The organism is Arthrobacter sp. DMZ02-1R (assembly GCF_057747935.1).
On sequence record NZ_CM173230.1, the window covers coordinates 3,648,406 to 3,670,792 of the forward strand.

24 protein-coding genes are annotated in these 22,387 nt (G+C 61.6%); 5 read left to right on the forward strand and 19 right to left on the reverse strand.

Annotated elements, in window-relative coordinates:
- Window positions 1-5: 5 nt before the first annotated feature.
- The 4 genes from AC3ANQ_RS17380 to AC3ANQ_RS17395 form a co-directional block, all read right to left on the reverse strand.
- The gene (locus AC3ANQ_RS17380; protein WP_488302185.1) at window positions 6-1,046 is read right to left on the reverse strand and encodes a tyrosine-type recombinase/integrase; all 1,041 of its coding nucleotides are present in this window, start codon (window positions 1,044-1,046) and stop codon (window positions 6-8) included.
- The gene (locus tag AC3ANQ_RS17385; protein ID WP_488302186.1) at window positions 1,043-2,002 is read right to left on the reverse strand and encodes a tyrosine-type recombinase/integrase; all 960 of its coding nucleotides are present in this window, start codon (window positions 2,000-2,002) and stop codon (window positions 1,043-1,045) included. The genes AC3ANQ_RS17380 and AC3ANQ_RS17385 overlap by 4 nt, the downstream gene beginning before the upstream one ends.
- Window positions 1,999-3,216 carry a site-specific integrase gene (locus AC3ANQ_RS17390; protein ID WP_488302187.1) on the reverse strand — a complete coding sequence of 406 codons (1,218 nt, stop codon included), beginning with the start codon at window positions 3,214-3,216 and terminating at the stop codon, window positions 1,999-2,001. Before AC3ANQ_RS17390 ends, AC3ANQ_RS17385 begins: the two co-directional genes overlap by 4 nt.
- Before the next feature lie 140 nt (window positions 3,217-3,356).
- Complete coding sequence (locus tag AC3ANQ_RS17395) at window positions 3,357-4,052, reverse strand: transposase (RefSeq protein ID WP_488302188.1); 696 nt, start codon at window positions 4,050-4,052, stop codon at window positions 3,357-3,359.
- Window positions 4,053-4,447: 395 nt separating this feature from the next.
- On the opposite strand from AC3ANQ_RS17395, the gene AC3ANQ_RS17400 reads away from it, so the two are divergent.
- Both AC3ANQ_RS17400 and AC3ANQ_RS17405 read left to right on the forward strand, forming a co-directional pair.
- Window positions 4,448-6,553, forward strand: coding sequence for a hypothetical protein (locus AC3ANQ_RS17400; protein WP_488302189.1), 2,106 nt, complete (start codon window positions 4,448-4,450; stop codon window positions 6,551-6,553).
- 50 nt (window positions 6,554-6,603) lie between these two features.
- Entirely contained in the window at window positions 6,604-6,966 is a 363-nt protein-coding gene (locus AC3ANQ_RS17405; RefSeq protein WP_488305361.1) for an aldo/keto reductase, read from the forward strand.
- Here AC3ANQ_RS17405 and AC3ANQ_RS17410 read toward each other — a convergent pair.
- From AC3ANQ_RS17410 to AC3ANQ_RS17440, 7 genes are all read right to left on the reverse strand, one after another.
- The gene (locus tag AC3ANQ_RS17410; protein WP_488302190.1) at window positions 6,929-7,810 is read right to left on the reverse strand and encodes an ISL3 family transposase; all 882 of its coding nucleotides are present in this window, start codon (window positions 7,808-7,810) and stop codon (window positions 6,929-6,931) included. The two genes, AC3ANQ_RS17405 and AC3ANQ_RS17410, sit on opposite strands and share 38 nt — an antisense overlap.
- Window positions 7,811-7,937: 127 nt before the next feature.
- Entirely contained in the window at window positions 7,938-8,222 is a 285-nt protein-coding gene (locus tag AC3ANQ_RS17415; RefSeq protein WP_488302191.1) for a transposase family protein, read from the reverse strand.
- 277 nt (window positions 8,223-8,499) lie between these two features.
- A complete protein-coding gene (locus tag AC3ANQ_RS17420; protein ID WP_488302192.1) occupies window positions 8,500-9,117 on the reverse strand; it encodes a 4Fe-4S single cluster domain-containing protein in 618 nt (205 codons plus the stop codon).
- Complete coding sequence (locus AC3ANQ_RS17425; protein ID WP_488302193.1) at window positions 9,107-9,877, reverse strand: ComEA family DNA-binding protein; 771 nt, start codon at window positions 9,875-9,877, stop codon at window positions 9,107-9,109. Before AC3ANQ_RS17425 ends, AC3ANQ_RS17420 begins: the two co-directional genes overlap by 11 nt.
- A complete protein-coding gene (locus tag AC3ANQ_RS17430; RefSeq protein ID WP_488302194.1) occupies window positions 9,874-10,092 on the reverse strand; it encodes a DUF2997 domain-containing protein in 219 nt (72 codons plus the stop codon). The genes AC3ANQ_RS17425 and AC3ANQ_RS17430 overlap by 4 nt, the downstream gene beginning before the upstream one ends.
- Window positions 10,089-10,514: a hypothetical protein gene (locus tag AC3ANQ_RS17435; RefSeq protein ID WP_488302195.1), complete on the reverse strand. Its 426-nt coding sequence runs from the start codon at window positions 10,512-10,514 to the stop codon at window positions 10,089-10,091. Before AC3ANQ_RS17435 ends, AC3ANQ_RS17430 begins: the two co-directional genes overlap by 4 nt.
- Window positions 10,515-10,520: 6 nt before the next feature.
- Window positions 10,521-12,146, reverse strand: coding sequence for an AAA family ATPase (locus AC3ANQ_RS17440; protein ID WP_488302196.1), 1,626 nt, complete (start codon window positions 12,144-12,146; stop codon window positions 10,521-10,523).
- Window positions 12,147-12,595: 449 nt separating this feature from the next.
- On the opposite strand from AC3ANQ_RS17440, the gene AC3ANQ_RS17445 reads away from it, so the two are divergent.
- The gene (locus tag AC3ANQ_RS17445; RefSeq protein WP_488302197.1) at window positions 12,596-12,826 is read left to right on the forward strand and encodes an aldo/keto reductase; all 231 of its coding nucleotides are present in this window, start codon (window positions 12,596-12,598) and stop codon (window positions 12,824-12,826) included.
- On the opposite strand, the gene AC3ANQ_RS17450 is transcribed toward AC3ANQ_RS17445, so the two are convergent.
- A complete protein-coding gene (locus tag AC3ANQ_RS17450; RefSeq protein WP_488302198.1) occupies window positions 12,823-13,803 on the reverse strand; it encodes a 2-hydroxyacid dehydrogenase in 981 nt (326 codons plus the stop codon). The two genes, AC3ANQ_RS17445 and AC3ANQ_RS17450, sit on opposite strands and share 4 nt — an antisense overlap.
- Before the next feature lie 590 nt (window positions 13,804-14,393).
- On the opposite strand from AC3ANQ_RS17450, the gene AC3ANQ_RS17455 reads away from it, so the two are divergent.
- Window positions 14,394-14,618 carry a hypothetical protein gene (locus tag AC3ANQ_RS17455; RefSeq protein WP_488302199.1) on the forward strand — a complete coding sequence of 75 codons (225 nt, stop codon included), beginning with the start codon at window positions 14,394-14,396 and terminating at the stop codon, window positions 14,616-14,618.
- A 76-nt stretch (window positions 14,619-14,694) separates the two neighbouring features.
- On the opposite strand, the gene AC3ANQ_RS17460 is transcribed toward AC3ANQ_RS17455, so the two are convergent.
- From AC3ANQ_RS17460 to AC3ANQ_RS17470, 3 genes are all read right to left on the reverse strand, one after another.
- Window positions 14,695-15,495 carry a glycoside hydrolase family 25 domain-containing protein gene (locus tag AC3ANQ_RS17460; RefSeq protein ID WP_488302200.1) on the reverse strand — a complete coding sequence of 267 codons (801 nt, stop codon included), beginning with the start codon at window positions 15,493-15,495 and terminating at the stop codon, window positions 14,695-14,697.
- A 70-nt stretch (window positions 15,496-15,565) separates the two neighbouring features.
- On the reverse strand, window positions 15,566-16,726 hold the full coding sequence (locus tag AC3ANQ_RS17465; RefSeq protein ID WP_488302201.1) for an alpha/beta fold hydrolase: 1,161 nt from the start codon (window positions 16,724-16,726) through the stop codon (window positions 15,566-15,568).
- 161 nt (window positions 16,727-16,887) lie between these two features.
- Complete coding sequence (locus AC3ANQ_RS17470) at window positions 16,888-17,448, reverse strand: YceI family protein (protein ID WP_488302202.1); 561 nt, start codon at window positions 17,446-17,448, stop codon at window positions 16,888-16,890.
- A gap of 130 nt (window positions 17,449-17,578) precedes the next feature.
- Here AC3ANQ_RS17470 and AC3ANQ_RS17475 point away from each other — a divergent pair, with 130 nt between their 5' ends.
- Window positions 17,579-18,910, forward strand: coding sequence for a DUF2254 domain-containing protein (locus AC3ANQ_RS17475; protein ID WP_488302203.1), 1,332 nt, complete (start codon window positions 17,579-17,581; stop codon window positions 18,908-18,910).
- Between the two features lie 19 nt (window positions 18,911-18,929).
- Here AC3ANQ_RS17475 and AC3ANQ_RS17480 read toward each other — a convergent pair whose 3' ends face one another.
- The 4 genes from AC3ANQ_RS17480 to AC3ANQ_RS17495 form a co-directional block, all read right to left on the reverse strand.
- Window positions 18,930-20,321, reverse strand: a complete 1,392-nt coding sequence (locus AC3ANQ_RS17480; protein ID WP_488302204.1) for an APC family permease — start codon at window positions 20,319-20,321, stop codon at window positions 18,930-18,932.
- A gap of 103 nt (window positions 20,322-20,424) precedes the next feature.
- The gene (locus AC3ANQ_RS17485; RefSeq protein WP_488302205.1) at window positions 20,425-20,841 is read right to left on the reverse strand and encodes an ester cyclase; all 417 of its coding nucleotides are present in this window, start codon (window positions 20,839-20,841) and stop codon (window positions 20,425-20,427) included.
- Window positions 20,842-20,888: 47 nt separating this feature from the next.
- On the reverse strand, window positions 20,889-21,719 hold the full coding sequence (locus AC3ANQ_RS17490; RefSeq protein WP_488302206.1) for a DUF2182 domain-containing protein: 831 nt from the start codon (window positions 21,717-21,719) through the stop codon (window positions 20,889-20,891).
- Window positions 21,716-22,333: a DUF1326 domain-containing protein gene (locus AC3ANQ_RS17495; RefSeq protein WP_488302207.1), complete on the reverse strand. Its 618-nt coding sequence runs from the start codon at window positions 22,331-22,333 to the stop codon at window positions 21,716-21,718. Before AC3ANQ_RS17495 ends, AC3ANQ_RS17490 begins: the two co-directional genes overlap by 4 nt.
- Window positions 22,334-22,387: the final 54 nt, after the last annotated feature.

The following is a 22,387-nucleotide window of genomic DNA, read 5'->3' on the forward strand; positions in this document are numbered from 1 at the left end:
CGTGGTTATCGGAGGGTGTAGAGCTTCTGCAGGTTTTCTTCGCTGAGCCATTCCACGGTGGCCTGGCTGATGCCGGGAGCTGCCGTGTTCAGGGCTGCTTTCATCATGTCCAAGGTCGCGAAGGCGTAGAACGCCGAGGTGGTGCTCTCGCTAACGTGTCCAAGCAGTTGCATGATGATCGGCAGCGGGATTCCTTGCTTGTAGAGGTCCATCGCCTTTGTCTTACGGAACAGGTGGCAGTGCAGCTTGACGGGGATCGACGGACAAGTTGCCCGGGCGATGTCCCCGGCCTTCTTGAGTATCGTGGCGACGCTGTCTTCCGAAAGCCGGGTCGGTTCGCCATGGTGGAGGCTGTTGAACAGCGGACGTGTGGCCGGCAGGGCCGCACGCTGGGGATGGAACTCCTGGAGATAGACCTGCAGGTGCTCGACGGTTTTGTCGCCAAGGGGCACCACGCGGCTTTTGTTCCCTTTCCCGGTAAGTGTCAGGTGCGCCGGTTTCGCCAGCGTCAGGTCACCGAGGGCAAGTCCGGTGAGTTCGCTGATGCGTGCCGCGGACTCGTAGAGGAGTATCAGCAGCATGCGGTTGCGCCGCGACTTCGGGGTGGAGCCGGTGCAGGCTGCAAGGATCGCGGCGGTCTCGTTCTCCTGCAGGTATTCGATGGGCTTCATTGCCGCGGCGGGGGCCTTGAGCGCCTTGGCTGCTTCGTGCAAGGCCACCAGCCGGAGGTCCTCCTGGGAGGCGTAGCGCAGGAACGCCTTGATGGCGGTCAGGCGCAGGCCCACCGTCTTCGGCTGGTAGTGCTTGGTTTCGCGCATCCAGATCAGCCATGCCTTGAGGAACTTCCGTTCGAAATGCTCGAAGCCGATGTCCTTACGCTGGACGGATTGCTCGTCCACGAGGTAGCCCACGAAGCATTCCAGGGAAATCCGGTAGGCCCCGATGGTCTTCGGGGACAGGCCCCTGACTTGGGGCATGTATTCGTGCAGGTAGTTCCTTGCGTAGCCCCAAAAGTTGGGGGTGTCGTTCCTGGTGTCGCGTTTCATCCGAATCCCACCTCGGGAAGAATCCCCTGGCCTTCACGGACGATGTCGGCGTAGCCGTTCATGAAATCCGGGGATGTATGGATGTAGTAGTACGTGCTCTGAAGCGAGGCGTGGCCCATATACCTGGCCAGGTAGGGCAGCATCGCGTTGACGTCGGTGCCTTCGGCCATCCAGCGTTCGATGTTGGCGTAGGCAAAATGATGCCGAAAATCGTAGGGCCGCGGTTGCTTCCCTCCCGGGGGCTGCGGCAGCCCGGCCTGGTCCCAGATCTTGTGGAACATGGACGCAGCCATTGATCCCGTCACCGGGTCGCCGGTGGAGGAAACGAAGAAGGCTGCCCGTTCGTTGCCGAAGACGCCTCGCGAAGAACGATCGCAATCAGCCAGAACGTCAACGATCTGATCGGTGAGGAGAAGTTGCCGGCTGCGGTTACCCTTGGACCAGAGCACGTCGATGATGCCCGCGGCCAGGTTCACGTCCCCCGGCGCCAACCCTCGCGCCTCGCAGGTGCGCAACCCGCACGAATGCATGAGGGCGAAGAACGCGGACCCCTGCCACCTCCACGGGGACCTGGTCTCCAACCGTGTCGCGGCATCGAAGAACCTGGTGATCTCCTTGTTCGTCAGCAGGTATGGCTGCGGGCGGACGAGGTCGGACCTCCACTGGTCAGACAGAACGTAGGCGTCCTCATCGCCACTGAGTCGTTCCCAACGGCCGAAGTCCCTGATATATGACATCCACGACCGGCGGCCGTTCGGGAGGCATGCGATCAGGGAAGAAACCCAGCCTTCAACGGTGGCCCGGTCAAGGTTCTCCACGGCTCGTTGCGTGCAGTAGCGGTCGAAACTCCTCAAATACCAGACCCGGGTGTCGCAGTAGATGCCCATGCTTTTCTTGAAGGCAAGGTAACGCTCCAGCTCGGGGCCGAGCGCGCTGGTGAATCTGGGCCCGTTCACCGTCCCGCTCCTTGTTGCAAAGCCGGTGGCAGCGGGAGGACGCACGCTCGCATGTGCTCGGTGTCGGTGGAGAGATACGCGTTGGTGGAATCCGGGCCGGAGTGGCCAAGGACCGCCGAGATCGTCGGCAGCGGGGTCCCCGCGCGCAGGAGCCTGGTGGCGGCGTTGTGGCGCAGCAACCTCGTCCCGACCTTCGGGCGGTCCGTTCCTGCCGCGCTGAAGGTTCGTCTGGTCACATCATAGATGGACGAATGATCCGAGAACTCGGTGTGGGGCGCCACTGACCGCAAGAATACGTGGTCGTTACCGACATCGGGACGCTCGGTGAGGACATACTCCGCAAGCCTGTCTGCGATCGCCGGCAGCAAGGGAAGCGTCAGCGGGTTGCCCGTTTTTTGCTGCACGATCCCGATCGTCGATTCCCGCCAGTTGATGTCACCCAACCGCAGGGCGATCAGGTCGCACGCGCGCAGGCCCGTCACCAACGCCAGCAAGGTGATGGCAGCATCCCGGGCCGCGACCAAGCCCCCGGTGCAGGCCCGGAGAACCGTCTGTTCATCCTCGTCGCCCAGGGTTGGAAAGATCCCGTGATGACGTTTGGCGTTGGCCAAGTCCAGGGCGTCCTGCAGGTCGTCGCGGTCCAGGAATTTCAGGAAGGCCCGCAGATTGAGGACCGCCGACCACATCGATGATTCCGCCCAGGGTCCCCGCAACGATCCAAGGAACCCCAGCACGCTGGCACCCCCGGCCTCCCGAAGCGACGTCACCCCTTGGTCTTCAAGATAGAGAAGGTACCCGCGAGCCTCGCGGTCATAAGAGTTCCGGGTGTTCACCGCCAGGTGGCGTTGCCCCATCTCAACTGACCACCCGGCCAGCAGCCGGCAAAGCTCCTCGGACCGCGGAGCGGCCTTGCCACCACCTCGCGGCATCATGGAAAGATCCACCGAACCGGTCAGAAAGTACGAATCCAGCAACCTCACCAACCGGCCGTACGACTTTCGACGCTGGTCACTGAACTTGCCGGTCCGCGGGCTCGTGGTCATCGAGGCGAATTCCGCACCTAACCCTACGGTATAAAGGCCATCCTGTTTCCGGGCGAGCAACTCCAGGCGGCGAAGCCATTTCCTGTATTCAAGCATCGTCGACTGCTTGTAGCCCGCCGCTTCCAAGGCGGCCACCACCAGCTCACCAAGCCCGATAACTGTCGTCTCCATGATGCCTTCCCTTCGTTGGGTTTATGGACACGACGAAGGTAACGCCAAAATCGAGGCAAAGCGCTAAACCGAGGAATGGTCCGGAATCCCCGGAAACCCGGGACAAAACCGGCATCTCTCGGCTTAGCGTTTTCCTCGGCTTAATCTGAATCGATGCCGATGATTGGGAACGGGAACACGGCAGTGACGTGCTCGAGGGCCTCGAAGACCCATTTGGCGGCCTTGTTCCGCACCGACCGGTTCACGGTCCAGCCCGTGGCGATGTCCGTCACCGTCAGGGTGCAGCAGAACTCGCCGAAGCTGTTGCCTCCTTCGTGGCCCACCAGGTCGATCTCCACAAACCCCGGGACGGCGTCATCCCATTCGGCCCAGGTGCGGACCGGGATCTGGGATTTGAGCAGCGTGCCCGGCTTGGTATGGGACCGTCCCCGCGGGAAAAGTTTTGCCCGTTCGCCGGCGAGTTTCCGGTCGATGGTCGCTGCGCTCATCCGCATCAGCAATCCGGCCTGTTCATCGGTCAGCTCAAGCTCCCGGTCCCGGCGCAGCAGCGGCACCAGGACAGGCAGCATCGGGGCCAGCAGCCTGCCGGCAGGGGCGCGCAACACGGCCCAGCACTTGATGAGGGCAGGCAGCAGATCAGGCCCGTACACCGGGGTCCGGCCCGGTCTGGGCCTGACGATCTTCAACGCCAGGGCATCCCGCAACGCCGCCCGGGCGTAGTCGCGGTGCCAACCGGTCAGCTCGACCAGTTCGTTCAGGATCCGGGACTTCCCGGCACGATCAGCACCCTTATAGGCGAGGGCCTTCTTCTTCGTCACAGCTTGCCGCTGGGCCATCGTTAGCTCCATGAAAACGGGCATAGCCCCCCAACCGCCGCCACACTTGCGAACCACGCCGCTACGCGGAGGTTTTCAATGAGTCAACGCGCCCCGTTGACACCCCGGGACTTTGGGGCTAGATTGCTAAATTACATGACTGGAACTTCGCAAGAAGCGGGGATCGACCAGATCAGTGCTCTAACAGCGGACCCAATGCAATAGATGGACCGCAGTTTGAGAGTGATCGAACGCCGACCGCGAGGAACCTATCCCATGTGCCCCATGGCGTCATTCGGCGTCCGGGCAAATATGGGTCTCCTGCCTCGGCGGGCTACCCAGAAAGACCCTTTGAACCCAAAGGGTTTACCGGAGGGGCCATTGGGCCCCGCATTAGCCCAAGAGAGGCTTTTTTCATGTCTGATAAAAATCGTGCCGCTACCGTCGCTCACCATCTACAGCAGAGCAAAGAGGACACACAATTTGCGACGCCGCACCGGCTTGTAAGTTCAACGCTGAGGGCTCAGAACGCCAAGGCTCGTGCCAATGCAGTAGATCTGCTCGTTGAGGAGTTTGGTCTTCACCCATTCGACGCTTCAACCGTTGCGCGCTCCGCCGCAGATCTGAGCCAGCTTAAGGATGCGGCTAGAAACCCGCAAACGCGTCGCTATGGCCAGTTCGAAGTGACATTTATCGAAGTCGACGTCGTCACCTGGCGGATTCTCCCGTCGATTGAAAACATCCGTTTCGAAGGTGAGCGGGCCTGGAAGGCTAGCAAAGCACTCCGGTACAGCAATGCGTTGCCTGGTCATCCTGTGCTCGGACTCCAGTCAGCCGATCCCGACCTGGTTATCCGGTCCCTGCGCGACCAGACCAAATCCATCTGGGACAAGAATCCGCACTCACGATCGATTCCGATGCGAGGCATCGAAACACCAGGCTTGCTGTCGATCACTCGACTTGCACTGGGCGACAACGAGAAGATTGGCGTACTTGATGCAACAGACGGATTCAGCAGGACTGTAGGTGCCCAAAGAGGCTCAGGGATCGACGTTGATGAAGTCTTGTTCGGTCTCCAGCGCGACGCGACGGAAAACAAGTTGCGGCTCGAACTCATCGACCTTCGAGACTCGGGTGAGGCTGACTTGGATAGCGAAGCGGGAGAAGTCGCAGCAGCCCGACTGCGTTCGAGTGTGATGCCGCGTGCGCAAGTTATTGTTGGCTATCGCAAAATCGGTGTCGCACAGGACGCCCAACCTCCCTTCGACGAAGTGCGCCGTTCATTGGTTGGGCATATCCATCTGGAGCCACCATTGCGGTTTCTTGACACAACGGAAAACGCCCTGAAGGCGAGGATCGCGCTGGAAGCCGTGCATGCTGAGAACATGATGCCTGTGGTTTCCGGCATCGCCCCCGAGAATTTGCTCAACGTACTTAGGTCCGAAGCACAGACAGACGTCACGGAGGGCCTGCTTCCGGATTCACTTGGTGGCCTCCAACCTGACGAGATCCTGCTTCTGGCCACCGAGGCACTGGTCTCTGCGGGGGAACCCAAACGGGTCAGGGCGGTAAACGCTGCCGTTCTTTCGCTGACAGGAAAGAAGCCTTCAAAACTGGAGCGTGCAGGCTTGGCTGCGGATACGGCCATGCGCGTGAGTCGAATTTCTCGCGATCTTGAGCTTGACACGGCTTTTAAAGGCCGTCGCTCGACTATCCAAAGAGTGCTGGCGGCTTCAACGCTTAGGGCTGCCACACTCACAAGGCGTCCCGTACTGCAAATCCGGGATGAAGCCATCCAAAAATTGAAGGCCCAGCGTGAAAATCTGGAGGACGTGAGTAAGGAGATTTCGCCGGACGCGGCCGAGCTGGGAGTGCTGGGCCTCTACTGCCTGGTTGAGGGCGTAATGGGTCTCAAGGACGGAGAGGCGCAGCCACTGTTGATCCGTTCGAACGCACGAGTAAATGGTGAATACATGCCCGAGCCGCAGCAAATCATCGAAAAGATGGTCTCCACAGAATCAGGGCTGCAGCAGTTGGCGCAAACCATTCTCGACGTCCGAGGAGAACGGGCACCGCGTCGGCTTTTGGATGGAGAGACCGCTGGGCACGACGCTCATGGTGATTGGAAGCTCCTTGAAACAACGGATCTTTACCGCTACAAGCTGGGAAACTGGTCGGGGAAGATCGATCCGTCGTCGGATCCATACGTGGCTCTGGAACTCTACCGAAAGCAATTGGTGGATGGGGTAGCGGCGCTCCGCGACATCTCAGAAAACCTGAAGCGCATCGAATCGCCCACCGGTGAAATCCTGGTAGATGCTGAGGGCATCGTTCTTGAGCCTGAGTGGAAGGTTCTCGACGACTTGGCCTACGAGCTCCGCACCTGGAATCGTACCGCCGGAAATAGAGGACCTTCGGTCCGCGTCGTTCCCTCGGAAAACGAAGACGAGTTCGAAAGGGAGGATCCAGACGAGTCCGACGAGGATGATTTTCTGGATGAACCGGACCTCATGCATTCCTAGGGCGACAACTCGCACCTTTTGCGCTGCCAAGCGGTGACTCTGAAAGGAAGATCGGCCCCGATGCCGCTGGTCATCGGGGCCGATTTTCCTGTTCTGGGGACGTCACCCGCAATCTGGAACTCGTGGACCGCGTGAAGGAACTCGCAGACCAGAAGCAGTGCAACCCGGGTCAGCTCGCCCTCGCCTGGCTGCTGGCTCAGGGAGAGCACATGGTCCCGATCCCCGGCACCAAGAAGCGCGAACGCCTGGCAGAGAACCTGGGGGCCACCTCCGTCGAACTCTCCGAACAGGACCTCAAGCGCCTCGATGGGCTCGCCCCGGCAGGGTCAACTGGGCTCTTGGTGGTTGGTGGGGAAAGGGATTCCCGGATGAGTGTCATGCCGCCGTCCGGACGGCACTTCTCAAGAGAATAACCGATTCGTAGTTGGACGGGTTGCGGTGACCGCGGGCGGTGCGTTTGATGTTCTTTATGGCGGTGTTGTTGGCTTCGACCTTGCCCCTGGCGGACCCGGTAATGATCAGCACCTCGATCTCTTTCCACCACCGGCAGACGGTGCGGTAGAGCCTGTTCGTCTCCGGTCGTGCTGCGCCCTTGACCAGTTCCTCGAGTTCGTTCTTCGCCGTCGCGGCGTCCTCCAGGGAGCCGGTGCGCAGCAGGACCCGCAGCTGTTCCTTGACCTTCCAGACTGCCTGGAGCGTGCCGGTCGGATCGTCGGCGGCGAACACTTCTGCTAGCCGGTGGGCTGCCTTCTGGGTGAGGGTATCGCCAGCGCGCGGGAGCAGCATCCGGTGCGCCCAGGCCTTGTCGACGGCCCTTCCCCGGCGGCCCTTGACCTGTTGGGAGAGGTTCTGCCGTGTCTTGGTCACGGCCTGGTTGGCCAGGGAGATCAGGTGGAAGTGATCGACGGCGACGGCCGTCCGGGGAAGCCACATGCGTAGCGCCTTCCGGAACGCCGCCGAAGGGTCGATCGCCACGACCTGCACGGCCAGACGCCATGCCAGGGGCCGGGCGAGGAGCCACTCCCCGACGCCCTTGTGGTCCCGGCCGTCCACGACGCCCAGGACCTGGCCGGTGTCCAGAGATCCACGATCGTGGTCATCCACGGCTCGAACCGTGTCCAGACCTTCGATGCGGGGGTCTTGGAAGTAGCGCACGGACCGGAACCGGTGCTCATCGATGCCCAGCATTCTTGGGCTCAGCTGGTCCACATCCGGAAGGGTGAGGAAGCAGGCTTCGTTGAGCGCGTCCCGGACCATCCATCAGGACACCGCGAACGCGGCAGCGGTCTCGGAGACGGCCCGGCCCGAACGGATGACAGCATCCACGAGCTGGTCCCGGAGCCGTCCGGTCGAGCGGGCACGCCGCGGGACCTGAGCGGTGGACTCAAAGAACGAGAGCCTCTCGCACCGGTTCTTCGCAGTACCAGCGGTACTTGGACCAGAGGACCTCCACGGGTCCGGCGACAGGAATGTCCCGGATCCGCTGGAAGCGTCGTTCCTTCCGCCGTGACGCAACCACCCCGCAGGTAGGGCAGCCCGGGGGCTGGTCGGTCTCGACAATGACCCGGCGACCGCCTTCGGGGCTCAGGCTGGTGGAGATGACACGGTAATCGGGCAGGTTGAAGATGCTGGTGGCAGCGTCGGCTGCTACCCCGGTAGGCTCGTTCAAGGCTCGTGGTCCTGTTCCAGGTTGAATGCTTAGACACACTCATCCCAGCAGGGCCACGGGCCCCTTTGTCTTCAACGACACGAACTCAATTCCCCACCAACCACGAAGAGCCGGTTTGCCCACGAGGCAAACTAAGGTGCCTCCTTCGGAGTCGACACCCCGCCGATGGTCAGTATCAGTAGAGCGAGTCTCTTGCGCGGGGACAGGAACTGATGTCCCCCATTGTGAGTCCAGTTTGGCCAGCACAGCCAAACTGGACTCACGCACACGCCCCAGACTAGCGGCGTCGTCGCCTACCCGACATCGCTGCTGTTAAACCCGCAACCCCTGACGAGTCGAGAAAACCTGCGATATCGATCGTTCCATCCTTGTTCAGAGCGATTTCAACCCTGTCCTTCGTCGAAACGGGATCATAGCTCGAGTACCGATCCGTGAGGTGGATGAATCGTTGGTTTGTTGAGCCGACAAGCGATCTTAATTCCTCCAGTGAATCCGCAACGAATGGACCGTCGACTATCAGGTCGGAAGACTTAAGAAGATCACGGGAAGCCTCGTCCCGTTCTCGAAGCTCTTCAACCGTATAGCCCGTGAAAGTGATAACGCCGAGCCCCGCCGCTTGAGCCGCTGAAGCTAAGTAAGCTGCTGGGGCCGCCTGGTCGAAGGGTTCTCCTCCGATTAGAGTTAATCCCTCAACCCCCGCCGCCACCGCATCGCCGAGGATTCGTTCCGGCGACATTTGAGTGCCACCTTTAGGGCTAAATAATTGTGGATTGATGCATTGCGGACACCGAATACTGCAGCCTTGAAACCATATGGCCGTTCGTCTACCAGGGCCTTCAACCGTTGTTCCATGAAGAACCCTACTGACCTGCAGGAAAGGCGTATCAGAGGTCATGCAAAGCGTGCTTGTTGTTTGGTTTTGTAACCGGCGGGATTGGCGAAGGTGCGCTGAACGACAAGCGATGCCTGAGGGGCAGGAGCAGGTGAGGCTGAATGGCTACTCTGCCAAGTAAGTCCTCGAAGGACGCGAATCCTTGCGAACCACGTGCGCTAACGATCGCATTCGCTATTTGAGGATCCAGAAGCAGGGCATTTTGGAGTTGCTCCGATGTTGCTCCGTTTATCTCGATAGCCTCCAATTCGGCTCGGCCTGAAGACTGGGCGATCGGCTGTGGAAGTAGGGTGCCCGCAACGGCTCGCTGTCCGGCGGATGTTTGGCCGACTCCACTCAGAGCTTGGTAAACCATGGACTGAGCAGACGGCGGAGCTTGGACCGAAGAGGTTTCCCCATACCATTTGCTTTCAGTTGCGTGAGCCTTCCATTTCAGCCACGATCGATTCGTAATGATCATCATGGTCAAGCTACCGGCAAAGCTGGCGAACCAGATCCAGCCCCACACAGTGGACATTAGAGTCGGGGTGGGGTTCGCCTTGGTACCAGATCCGGCGTTCATCGACCCAGACGAGATGAACTCAAACAGTCCGACGGCCAAGAATCCAATACCAAGCCACAGCCAAAGCCGATTCTTAGCCTTGATACCCCGTACTAGCAGGCCAACTCCGCCAAGAAGGCCAAGGCTCAGAATAGGCCAGAGCATTCCTGCACTGTTGCGAATACGCCACGACCGGGAACAGAGTTTTTCTTCGGGGGTCATGCTTGATTGCCTTCCTGGACACGCTGTGACTCCACGTCGGCAGCCGATGTGGTTTGGAAATACTCGGGCGTTAGCCGTGAACTAAAGACCTGCGCTCCGGGGAACAGATTGTGAATTGTCTCGAGGGCGTCGGTGCAACGGGGGCCTTGATTACCGACGGCGGTCGCTGAAATTGTTCCATCAATTCCAATGGAAACCACGATTCTCTGACTCATGACGAATGCTCCAAAACTAGCTGGATGTTTCCGTCCTCCATCTGCTGGGACACGATCACCATGCCCATGGCCGCAGCTTGTAATCTGACAGCTTCAAATGATCGTAGCTGCGACACTCGTCCTGCGGCGGCTTGCAATTCAGCAAGGAAGGCTGGTGTGCCCGCGTCATTGCCGTCCAATCGTCCCAAGAACACATTTCCCACATTTTGGAAGGTGAATGTCCCAGATGTCGTACGCCCGGTGACGCGTCCTTGGCCCTGGCTAATTTGGGTAATACCAAGAGCACCAAGTGCCTCTACAAGCAGTCCTTGATCGGTGATCGTCGTTGCCTTGCACTTTTCGCAGAGTCTGCTGCTGCTGGCTTCTCTGATAGCAGCGATCGCTGCTATCCCAAGGGGGATAAGCAAGACTTCGATACTCATGGTCGCCTACTCAACTTGGCGTCCGCCACGCCAGCTCTTGACATCGGTTGAGTCGCTGCCGTTTGGAGAGTACTGATCCTCGCTCTTTTGGCGCGTGGCACTCACCGCGCGGGTCGCTGCCCACTCGCGAATGTCCTTGATCTTTTCCGCTTGCGTGACCGAAAGCGGAACAGTGTTCCGTATCGACTTCTCCAAATCACCCAAGCTGAGGGCTCTTCGCTCAGAATAGGCCTCGAAGCATGCGCTTACCGCTACTTCAGCGATTTCTGCCCCGGAGAATCCTTCAGTTTGAATCGCGAGGTTCGTAAGGAGAGTGTCGTCGACATTCAGGTTCCCACTAACCGGCTTGCCTGGAATCAAGCGCTGATCCAGCTGGATCTCCCAAATCGGTTTGCGCTCTGAAAGCGTTGGCAAATCAACAAAGAATATCTCATCAAAGCGTCCCTTACGGAGAAACTCGGGAGGAAGACCATCGATCTTGTTGGCGGTGGCGATAACGAAGACCGGGCTCTTTTTCTCTTGCATCCAGGTGAGAAAAGTACCGAAAACACGTTGGCTCGTGCCGGAGTCACCACCGCCGGAGGCTGATCCGAACCCTTTCTCAATCTCATCGATCCACAACACAGCCGGCGCGACACCTTCGGCAAGTTTCAGGGCGCCCCGCATGTTCTGCTCACTTGATCCAACTAGGCCTGAAAAGACTCGGCCGACGTCCATGCGCAACAGCGGCAACCCCCACATGTTCGCCATGCTCGTTGCGGTTAGGCTCTTTCCGCATCCGGGAACGCCAGTTATCAGGACGCCTTTGGGAGCTGGAACCGACCAGTCCTTGGCATCCTGAAGCCATGCGCCATTCCGCTTGTTGAGCCAAGCCTTCAGAGTTTCGAGTCCCCCAATGTCGCTAGCGCTGCTGGAAGGGGAGATGAACTCCAAGAGTCCAGACTTACGAATCGTCTGTCGCTTTTCATCGAGCACAAGCGCCACGTCGTCGGCGTCAAGCCGCTTATCTGATGCGATAGCTCGAGCGTATGCATTTTCGGCCTCACCGAGGGTCAGCCCTTGAGCCGCCTGAACGAGTCTTTGTTTGTCTTCAACGGACAAATCGACCGTGATCGATTGGGCGTTGGCACCGATGATGTCGTCTAGGAGTCTCTCGATTTCAGTGGGCCCAGGAAGCGGCAGGTCGACGACTGTGACGTCTTTCTCAAGATCCAGCGGGATAGTCAGCCCAGGGGAAACGATGATGAGCGTGTGGGGCGCACCTTGTCGGAAGGATGTGGAAGCATCCAGTAGGGCCCTAATGACGCCAGGTTCCGCGGGCCGCCCTTGCGATCCAAGGAAATGATGAAGATCGAAAAACACGAATAACGTGGGGTCCGTAGCCCGAGCAGCCTCGACCAGGGCCTCGGCAGGCGCACTGGCCCTGCCATTTCCTCCCGGACTGTGAAGCCCATTTGAAAGGGTGTACATCACGATTCGGCGTCGGACCTTGAGCGCCGGATGTTGCGCTACCTCTTCGAGTGCACGGACTACCCGATCGCCCTCATGCGTTTCAACCAGAAGTACAGGGTGCCGCGCCCGGACCAAGTCAAGAATGGTGTCGTGGAATTTCGACGCCTCAGTCGCGATCAAAGTGGTCCCCTCACAGATTATGTTGTCCGACGCAGTCTAGAGGACTGATTACGTCCCCGTGTGGAAGTTCGGCTTACGTGTTGGTTGGGTTACAGAACTCCCGACTTCAACAACTCCGGAGGACCCGAGTAGCGGGTCACGCGCAGAGCTGCCAAATGGCCTATTCATGAACATCCTCAAAAGGCCCGCAGCCAAAATAGGCTGAGCTAGAAGCCATACGGACGCTAAACACTTATGCCGCCGCGGCCCCCGTTTCGAGGCGATAAAGATGTTCTAGATCCGGAAATTGCTCCCCAGCCGAACGACCGCCCAAGGCGAATTTGAACATGAAAGGGCACACCCATGGAACTGCCAGACATCCTTTCAGATGCCCGCATCCATGAAGCCGCCGAACTGGTTCGCGACTCCTACGGCAAGACATTCAAAGAACGGACTCCGCCGGACAGGGAGTGGACCGGAAGCAATGCACCCCGGGGCAGCTGGCCCTCGCCTGGCTGCTGGCACAGGGCGAGCACATCGTCCCGATCCCCGGCACCAAGAAGCGCGAACGACTGGCAGAGAACCTGGGGGCCACCGCCGTCGACCTCTCCAAACCAGACCTCAAGCGCCTGGACGAACTCGCCCCGGCAGGGTCGACTGCCGGAGCGCGCTACCCAAACATGGCAAGCATCGACACCTAAGTCCGCACAGTCCCCGACCCCGCCACCGGCTCCTTGCCCAGCACCACGTTCACCGGCGCCTCGCCGGCACGCAGCAACGAAATCTGCTTCTCGATCAGCCGGACCATCCGGGGGAACATCGCCGAGCTCGCCCCGCCCACGTGGGGCGTGATCAGCACACCAGGCACCGTCCACAAAGGATGGTCGGCGGGCAACGGCTCCGGGTCGGTCACATCCAAAGCAGCCCTTAGCCGTCCCGAAGAAGTCTCCCGCAGCAAGGCTTCCGTGTCCGCCACAGGGCCCCGCGCCACGTTCACCAACAAGGCCCCGTCCGGCATGGCGGCGAGGAACCGGCCGTCCACCAGCCCGCGGGTCTGCTCGGACAACGGCACACTGACCACCACGATCTCGTTCAGCGGCAGCATTTCGTACAGTGCATCGATACCGAAGATCCGGCCGTGTTCATCGTCCCGTTCGCGGCTTGCCATCCGCATCACCTGCGTTTCGAACGGCAACAGCCTGGCTCCAATGGCCTTCCCCACTCCCCCGTAGCCCACCAGGAGAACACGGCGGTCCGCCAGGCTGGGTCGCTGGCCGGCACCCCATGTACCGGTCGATTGGTTCCGCACAAAGTCCGGAATCCCACGCTGGCTGGCGATCATCATTCCCAAGGCGAGTTCCGCCGTCGACGTCTCATGGACTCCTGCCGCGTTGGCGAAAACGCAACCCGACGGCAAAACGTCAGCGACGCCGTCGTACCCGATCGACTGGCTCTGCACCAGTCGGACGGTCACACCGTCCAGCGCCGCGAGGGCATCTGGCCGGCCCATGTAGGGCGGCACGAGCAGGTCAAAGCCGGCCGCCGGGGCTGGACCAGTCAAGTCCCACACCACGAACTCGACGTCGGCGGAAGGTTCCATGGCGTCCAGGAGTTTCTGATCGGGTAGGCACACCCGCAGCCGGGCGGTGTTCGCAGCACGCAGCGCGGTTTCGCTCATTCCTCTTTTCCTGCTTCCCTTTTGCGGTCGATTTAGCGGACGGCATGTCGTGTTCCAACACAAATTTACTTTCCCGCCGCGGTCCATTTTGGATCACGGCCGCGTCGGGTCTCCTGATGGTCGCGCTCGCCGCCGTCGTGTTTTGTTGGATGATCGGAATTGAGTCCATCGAATCAGCCAAGTACTTCGCTGAGCTCTTCGGCGGTTAGGACGCTTTACCGTGGGCCCAGGTCTGGGACAACAGGTGGGAACCCGGCCTATAGTGTGGCATGACCGGGAAGGAACCCAGGATCAAGCGACTGCTGGCGATCGGCCTTGGCTATGCCGTTAGCGCGGCTTTTGCTTCGATCGTCCTTCTGTCTCTCGGCTGGGAAAGGCCCACCTCAATTCCCATATTCTTTATCACTTTGGTGGCCACTTGGATTGTTTCACTAGTGGTAGCCCGTGTAGTCAACCGGCTCAGGTTCAAGTTGTGGCGACAGCGCGGGTGGACGGAATTCTGGGTTCGTTCGCCCGAACCATTGCCCGGCGCCCCAGCCTACAGTTGGGTGCGCGGGCTTCTTTCCGTCCGCGGACCGCTTGTGGACTTCGTGACAGATGAGTCTCGGGACGGTGCCTGGGTCAATCCCGCCACGTTTCTCGTCAATGGCTGGACTTCTCCAGAACGCAGGCACCTTACGGTATGGGACTACGTGGCAGTCAACTTCGGACCGGGTTTCCGAGTGGTTTCACTCCAGACCACACGCGGACCCATCGATGTGGCCGGGTATCCCGAAGCCCTCGACCAACTCGAGGCAGAACTGTTCGGCCAGTAGACCGTCAATAGCACGCGTGTTCGCCTCGAAACTGGTCAAAGTACTCAGCGGTCACCGCTGGCGCGAGCGAGCCTGCTCAGGGGCAGGAATAGTCGTAGTCGAGTCCGGCGGACACGTACTGGGTCACAGACACCCGGCTTCCGGACGTCAGGCCAGGCAAAGAACAATTGGACTTCGCTCCGCGCAACGTGTTGGCACCGGGAAGCCAAGTCGCCAGCCCCGCGAGCGGACTGCTGGTGGGCACAGTTCCGGCGATGGTCCCCCATTGACTTGCCGTCGAATAGATGCCGACACCTGCACCGGCAGTGCCGGAATTGATGCTCTTGAAGTAGGTGACCATTCCTTCAAGGTCGGCCCTGTTCAGTGCCGTGGTGGTCTGCCAACTGTTGCTGGTTTCCACATCGAGCCACCAGAAATAGTTCCCGGGGTTGTTCACGCCGCGGATAGTGGCATCGTCATACGCCTTCGCGTAGCCGTACATGTAGGAGCAGGCAAGATCGACCGCACCGCCGCACGTCCCGTAGGGATTGGCGACCTGTGTGCCGGCGTAGGTGTTCGACGACGGCCACCATGAGCCCGCGAGTCCTGGGTTGGCGGTGTTCACGTACAGGGCGACCTTGGGCTGCGCTGTTCCTCCCGTTGAGCCAGCCGCCCACGCCAGTTGCTGAGCCAAGCAAGGGTTGGTGTTATTGGCCAGGCCGCCGGTCACGCCCACGATCGCGAACGCTTGCCCCGCGGGGAGGGTTTTGCCGCACTGTGGCCAGGAAACGTCGTTGCCGATCAAACTCTGAGTCCGGGGAGGCGGGGCCGCTGCTGCCGGGGCCATCCCCGCCAGCGACAGTCCAAGAAGAGCCAGGAACGTGCATGCCATCTTCATTCCAAAATGCGCCATGCCCCATGGTACGCCCGCCCACATCACCGGCTCTTGGAGTGCGGGGTCATCCCTCTCAGTGACTCTGGTCGCGCTCGTCGAGGCCGGTCATCCACGCCGTCATGACCCGCAGGGAAAGTTCGGTGTTGCCGACGTGCACATGGTTCTGGGCATTCTCGGCGTTCGTGAACAGTCTCGCAGTGACCGATCTGGCCGAGGTGAGCGAGTCTAGTTGATTGCCGAGCTGTCCCCGCGGGACGTAGTGATCCTGTGACCCTGCCAGGAGAAGCACGTCCTGGGTGACACGGCCGGAGACCGATGTCGTCTCATACCTTCTGGCGCCCCGGAGAAAATCGTAGGGGGTGGCCGCGCCGGTCGTGTGCATTCCCTGCCGCAAACCCCACTGGGCCACCAAGCTCTTCCTCATGGCCCGTGAGGTGAGCCAGTTCACGGCGCCTCTGGCGCGGAGGGCGAGCAGCGTGGCGAGCGCCCGTCTGGTGCCCGCCCGCAGCTGCCCGAGCGTCACGTCCAAGAAGTCGGTGAGGATGTCATCGCAGATCACCCGCCGGATGCGCGGCTCTTCCGCCGCGGCCCGCACCGCGAGGCATCCGCCGAGGGAGTATCCCATCAGGGTGACGTCCTTCAGGCTGAAGTGGTTGATGACCGCGAAGACGGCCGGGGCCCAGTCCGCGGTCATCGGCAGACCGGATTCCTCGAGTACGGATCCTTGCCCGGGGCCTTCGAAGATGACCACGTCGTATCCGGCGTCGACGAAATATGCCTGAGTCGCGAAGAGCTCTTCCATGTAGCTGTCAAAGCCGCCGAACAGAACCATGGAGCCGATGGGCTCGTGGGGGGTGATCCGGTAGGCGCCGAGGTGGTCGTCGCCGTACGGGATGCGCTCCTTGTCTGCTGCAACCACCCCGAATACCTCGCGCATCGACTCGATGAAACGCAGCCGCGCCGAAGTCTTGCGCGGGTCATCGGGCAGCATGTAGAACTCCGCCGAGCGCAAGTACAGAGCGCCGGCGAGGGTTCGCCCGTCTGCGAAGGCCGCGTCGGAGAGCGTGCGGAGTTCGCGCGTGTAGTCTGCGTAGTCGGTTATCCGCGGTGCGGCCCCGCTTAGCTCCGCGACCGACGCCGGGGTCCCGTCCGAGAATCGGTTGAGCTGATAGTTGATGCTCCTGTCGGGGTGGAAGGCGTGGTAACCAATAGTGAAGGACAACGCTGATTCCATGTAGATCTCCTCAGTCAACGGCGTGAGCGCCGTTGTCGATTGGCGAGAACAAGTCCACGGCTACACCAAGCACGCGCACGTGCCGCGCAACGCCCCGCAGGCCAGTCTTTATGTCGTCCCAACCGTGCTTGACTGGGAGGGCCAGTTTTTAGGCCTATCCACTAATACGCCGCAGACTCGCCCTGCTTGACCAAGGCAGCCTCAAGGTTGATCTTCACCTTGTCGCTCACCAGGAAACCTCCGGTCTCCAAAGCTGCGTTCCACGTCAGTCCGAAGTCCTTTCGGCTGATCTCGGTTTCGGCGGAGAACCCGGCGCGGGTGGCGCCGAAAGGATCAACAGCGACGCCGGTGAACTCCACTTCCAGCTCCACGGGCTTGGTGATCCCGCGGATGGTGAGATCGCCCGTGAGAGTGTAGTCATCACCGTCGCCCTCTACGCTGGTGGCCCGGAAGGTCATCTCCGGGAACTCCTCGACGTCGAAAAAGTCGGCGCCGCGGACGTGGGCGTCGCGGTTGGCGTCGCCGGAGTCGAAGCTCGCGGTCTTGACGGTTGCGTGGAGGGACGCGTCGGCCAGGGACTCGCGCACGCGGGCCTCTGCATTCGCTTCCGTGAAACGGCCGCGGACCTTGCTGATGCCAGCGTGCCGCACGCTGAAACCGATCTCGCTGTGGGACATGTCCAGCAACCAGACGCCGGAAGTCAGGCCTGTGGGAAGAGCCATGGTGGATCTCCTGATTCGAAAGAATTTCGCTTGGATCGATCCCCTCCACCCTTGTTGAGCCTCACCATGAAGTCAAGCAGGCCGGCGCGGCCCCTTGACTGGCGGGGACCGTCGGCCGAGAGTGTCACATGTGAGGCGTGAGGCCGTTCGGGAGTATCTGGCGAGTGCCCTGTGGGCAATGCCGACGTGCGCCGTCGTCCTCGCGATCATCGCGGGGGCGGGCCTCTCCGCGGTGCAGCTCGGCCCGGAGTCGCCCCTCGCCGTCCTCCTCTTCCAAGGGACGTCCGACGACGCGCGGAACCTGCTCATAGGGATCGCGAGCACCATGGTCACGGTCATCGCCGTCGTGCTCGGACTCACCGTCGTAGCCCTGCAGCTCGCGTCGACGCAGTTCAGCCCGCGGCTGCTGCGGAACTTTCTGCGCGACATCCCCAACCAGGTGACGCTCAGCGCGTTCGTTGCCACGTTCGCGTACAGCACGGCGGGCCTCTACACCGTCGGCATCGCCAGCGGACAGCGCACCCAGGACTACCCGCGCCTCGCTGTGAGCGGCGCACTGCTGCTGCTGTTCGTGAGCATGGTCATGCTCGTCTTCTTCGCCCACCATCTGTCGCATTCGATCCAAGTGGACCAAGTCATGAAGGGCGTCGAGAAGGCCACGCTCAAGGTGATCGAGAGATCGTTCGTCCCGGGCGATCCCGCTATTCGCATGCCAAACCCACCGCCCGGCGCCACGGCCTTCCTCGTACCGCAGTCAGGATATGTTCAAGCCTTCCATGTCGACGCGTTCGTCGGGGTGCTCGCGAGCCGGGGCCTCACTGCCCGTATGGTGCCCATGATCGGCCGGCACGTCATCGCCGGGTCGCCGCTCGCTTGGGTGTGGAAAGGCACCGGCGACGGCGAACATCCCCTTGCCCCCGACGCCGGCGCTGAACTGCGCCGGGCGCTCGCTCAGAGCGTTCGGATCGGTTACGAACGGACCCTTGAGCAGGACGTCGCCTTCGGGATCCGGCAACTCGCCGACGTCGCGTCCAAGGCGCTCTCGCCCGCCATCAACGACCCCTACACCGCGAACCAAGCGGTGGACCATCTCGGCTCGATCCTCGCGGCCCTCTCACTCCGGCAGCACGGCCCGCAGGCCGTGGCGGACGCGCAAGGCACCGTGAGGCTGCACCTACCGGCTCGCGATTTCGCCTACCTCTTGGATCTTGCCATCGGACAGGTGCGGCGGTACGGCGCGAACGAGCCTCGCGTGGTCCGGGCCCTGCTGCGCGTGTGCCGCGATCTCGCGTGGTTCGGCGACGCGGCCCACCACGCCGTCGTGCGGCAGTACGTAGAGACCCTCCTCAGCGATGTGACCCGGCTCGTGGCCCAGCAAGCCGATCGCGAACCCCTTCTCGCGGAAGGGGCTGCGGTGCTTCAGGCGTTCGACGTCGCGGACGGCGCGAGCGACGCCACCTAGCCTGGGGGCGGTGGGTGCGTCATTCGATTTCCGCTTCCGCGGCTGCGTTGCGGATGCCGCGGGGACGTCCTGCTTTGGTCCAAGCCCAGTGGAGGAGGCCCGCGATGGCGAGGGCAGCGGAGAGGCTGACGATTGGGAATCCGCGGGAGAGGTTGGCAATGAGAGTGAACGCCACGATGATGGCTCCGACGGTGTTCAGGATGAGGAATCCCGGTTGGCGGTCCTTGCGGGCAAAGAGTGCCATGGAGACCAAACCGGCGAGGAAGCTGAGGAAGACCGAGACGGCGTAGAACAGGACAAGCACCTGGTCGTTGCCGCCGGCGATGGCGGTGACGGCTCCGGCTAGGACGATGAACAGGGCGACGCCCCAATAGGGCGTGTGGTGGGTGTTGGTGCGGCCCAGGGAGGGAGGAAGGATGCCGACCGTCTCACCGTTGCGGTTGATGTGGCGTGCCAGAGCCTTGAGTAGGCCCGGTCCGGCCTGGAAGCCCGACGAAGCCGCCGCGAGCAGCAGCAGGGCAGTGACGGACTGGAAGGCGGCGAACACTGGCGCCGGGGTAGCGAGGCGGGCGAGTTCAGCGATCTGCGTGCTGTCTTCCGGAGGGATGCCTACTTGGAGTTGGGTGGCCTCCAGAGCGAGGCCCAGAGTTATGATCCCCACGACGGCGAGAGTCAGCCAGAGGGTGAGCTGCCCGAAGCGGCGCTTCCCGGCGTTGTCGAGCTGCCCTAGCTGGGCAACCGCCGAGGTCGCTGCTTCCACGCCGGTGGCCATGGCCATGGCGACGGGGAAGGCAAGCACGACGGCAAGGATCGGTTGATGCCCAGGAGCGCCGGTGATCATGCCAACCGGTCGAGGCGCTGCGCCCAGACCGCAGAGAAGGACGACGGCGGAAACGACAATGAAGGCCACAGTCATCGCCGCGAAGACCAACCTGCCCAAGTGTCCGAACCAGGTCGCAGCACCGACAAGGACCACCAAGCCCAGCCCGAGCGGCAACCGCCAGGGGGCAAGGGCCGGGAAATAGGCGATCACCGCCGAGGACCCCGCCGAGGCGCTGATCGCGATGGTAAGCACGAAATCCACCACCAGCGCACCGATCGGGACGAAGGACCAGCCGTCTCCGAAGGCTTCACCCACAGCGGCGGACGCCCCGCCGCCTCTCGGGTAACGGGCGATGAGTTGCCGGTAGTTCACGATGACCAAGGCGACGATGGCCACCACCAGGACCATCGTCGGGACCAACAACGCCAAATCACCGTTCAGGGCGCGCAGAGCAGCTTCGATGGCGTACGCCACAGAGGAGACAGGATCGGCCATGACCGCGAAAGCAAACGCCAACAGCAGCGCGGTGCGGGAGCGCAAGGCCCTGCCCAGGCCACCTCTGGTGGACTTTCCGCGCGAAACTTTCACGGGGATCTCCGGTTCCATGGCAGACCTGCCGACCTGCCGACCAGACTTCCCGGCTCACCTCCGAATGCCTCCCGCCCGCGGCTAGGAGCGCGGGCGGGGGACGCTACTGGGGAATCGCACCGATCTGCTGCATGAGGCTCAGGTTGTTCGTGGTTCCCCAATGCTCAGCGGCCTTGCCGTCCTCGACGCGAATAATGTCAGTGCCGTCGAATTCGACGCTGTTGCCCGTTGCTGGAACTCCCGCCATGTCCCCACTGTGAGTGCCCGTCAGAATCACGTGGCAGGCCTCCAGGTTTCCGTCAGCCAACGTCGGCTCGATCGTCTTGATCTTGATATCCGGGAACGCCGCCCGGATGGCGCTTACGAAGAACCGGACGCCATCCTTGCCGGGCGGTTGCCCGGGAAGAGCCTGTTCGTGATCGACGAAGCCGTCGGCCGTCAGCTCATCAATGAGATCGAGATTTCCGCCCTCGACGATCTCTTTGTAAAAACGCTCGATCAGTCCAGTGCCATTAGCCATTTTCCGAACTCCTTAATGAATGAGACCGTCCCGTTTTTCCCCGAAACCTACATCCCGAGCCCGGGCACCATCCCCGGCGCAACGGCGACAAACACCGCTATGAGGCCCAGCGCCACCGCAACCGACCGGTTGGCGAGCCGTTTCCACGGGAGCATCTTCTCGAGCGCAATGAACGCCCCGACCACAGCCATCCAGCCCACGCTCATCACGCCGAGCGCGAAGAGCGCCACCATCAACGCCCAACAGCACGCGACGCACCATGCGCCGTGCTCGAGTCCAAGGCGCAACGCACCAATGGGCCCGTAGCGGATGCGGTGCAGGATGAAGTCCATGGGCGTCCTGCATTTCATCAGGGAAACGTTCTTGGCCGGCGTGAGCTGGTAAACGGCCGCGGCAAAGATCACTCCCGCAGCCAGATAGCGGCCGCCAGGATCAGACGAAAACAAGCCAGGGACCAGCGCCGCCACCGCTCCGTAGAGCGCGTAGGCAGCAAGACCGAAGATGGTCCACGAAATCAGGTAGCCGGCAACGAACACAGCCGTAGACCCCGGCGGGGCGTATCGTCCGGTTTCGCGGCGGTGCTCGGTGATCCGGGCGTAAGCAACCACCATTGGCGCCACCGACGGAAACATCATCGCCGCCAGCATCACAACCCAGGTGGTGAGGAAGAAGCCCAGTGGTCCCGGGTCTGTCCAACGCCCCATGTCCATTCCGGACATTTGCACGGCCGAAACGATCCAGCTCACCGCTGCGAGGACGAGCAAAACCGCGACCAAGCCAGCTTCGCGCAGATCAACACGGAAAACTGTGGCGCGCGCGGTGGAGCGCGCCACAGTTCCCGGGATCAACCTTCTGCGCGGCACGTGCCCGGCCGTCATGCCCGTCCCTTGGGGGCGCCTTCTGCCATCTCGCTTGCGTAGGTGAATTCCCCGCTCTCGCCATAGATCCCGTCGAAGTCCAGGCCGAAGAGATCCGAGTGCCCTGGCGCCTTTCCGATCATGTAGTCGGCGGCGAAAGCGTACATCGCGTTCTTGACGGTGGTGACACTGCCGCCCGGTCCGGGCAGCGTCTCAAGGGTGAAGTTCACACCGTCTCCCACTGTGGCGGACGGGTTATCGCCATCCGAGAATGTGACACTGGCTCTCTGGACGCCCAACCATTCGCCATACAAAGCCGCCAGATCCCCGAACGGGCCGCCAACCTCGCCGTGCAGGATGCTTTCGACGGCGGTCGCCTGCCCGTCCGATGCGCCTCCATCGAGGACGACTCCGACCTTCCAGCCACCCGCGGTGAGGTTTGACGGGAAGAAGTTGACGAAGGCGAAGTCGACACCCGAAAGATCGGTGTCATCGAGCTTCCCAGCCGCAACATGGAACACAGCCACGCCACGGCACTCGCCGTTCGTGCTGTTGGGCCTACCGTCCACCGGGCACGGGCAGATCAACGCGCAACTACAGTTGGCTACATATTTTCCGGACATTTCCCAAGACATTGAGGACTCTCCTCGCTAGTTCATTCGACTAGCGGAGCTCCCCCAGAGGCAGCG

Coding starts and splice junctions, on each gene's coding strand:
- AC3ANQ_RS17470 (WP_488302202.1), bottom strand. CDS start 17,448: ATGGCTCTTCCCACAGGCCTGACTTCCGGCGTCTGGTTGCTGGACATG.
- AC3ANQ_RS17395 (WP_488302188.1), bottom strand. CDS start 4,052: ATGGCCCAGCGGCAAGCTGTGACGAAGAAGAAGGCCCTCGCCTATAAG.
- AC3ANQ_RS17420 (WP_488302192.1), bottom strand. CDS start 9,117: ATGACCTCTGATACGCCTTTCCTGCAGGTCAGTAGGGTTCTTCATGGA.
- AC3ANQ_RS17460 (WP_488302200.1), bottom strand. CDS start 15,495: ATGAAGATGGCATGCACGTTCCTGGCTCTTCTTGGACTGTCGCTGGCG.
- AC3ANQ_RS17465 (WP_488302201.1), bottom strand. CDS start 16,726: ATGGAATCAGCGTTGTCCTTCACTATTGGTTACCACGCCTTCCACCCC.
- AC3ANQ_RS17430 (WP_488302194.1), bottom strand. CDS start 10,092: ATGAGTCAGAGAATCGTGGTTTCCATTGGAATTGATGGAACAATTTCA.
- AC3ANQ_RS17495 (WP_488302207.1), bottom strand. CDS start 22,333: ATGTCTTGGGAAATGTCCGGAAAATATGTAGCCAACTGTAGTTGCGCG.
- AC3ANQ_RS17485 (WP_488302205.1), bottom strand. CDS start 20,841: ATGGCTAATGGCACTGGACTGATCGAGCGTTTTTACAAAGAGATCGTC.
- AC3ANQ_RS17380 (WP_488302185.1), bottom strand. CDS start 1,046: ATGAAACGCGACACCAGGAACGACACCCCCAACTTTTGGGGCTACGCA.
- AC3ANQ_RS17490 (WP_488302206.1), bottom strand. CDS start 21,719: ATGACGGCCGGGCACGTGCCGCGCAGAAGGTTGATCCCGGGAACTGTG.
- AC3ANQ_RS17390 (WP_488302187.1), bottom strand. CDS start 3,216: ATGGAGACGACAGTTATCGGGCTTGGTGAGCTGGTGGTGGCCGCCTTG.
- AC3ANQ_RS17435 (WP_488302195.1), bottom strand. CDS start 10,514: ATGAGTATCGAAGTCTTGCTTATCCCCCTTGGGATAGCAGCGATCGCT.
- AC3ANQ_RS17425 (WP_488302193.1), bottom strand. CDS start 9,877: ATGACCCCCGAAGAAAAACTCTGTTCCCGGTCGTGGCGTATTCGCAAC.
- AC3ANQ_RS17450 (WP_488302198.1), bottom strand. CDS start 13,803: ATGAGCGAAACCGCGCTGCGTGCTGCGAACACCGCCCGGCTGCGGGTG.
- AC3ANQ_RS17410 (WP_488302190.1), bottom strand. CDS start 7,810: ATGGTCCGGGACGCGCTCAACGAAGCCTGCTTCCTCACCCTTCCGGAT.
- AC3ANQ_RS17400 (WP_488302189.1), top strand. CDS start 4,448: ATGTCTGATAAAAATCGTGCCGCTACCGTCGCTCACCATCTACAGCAG.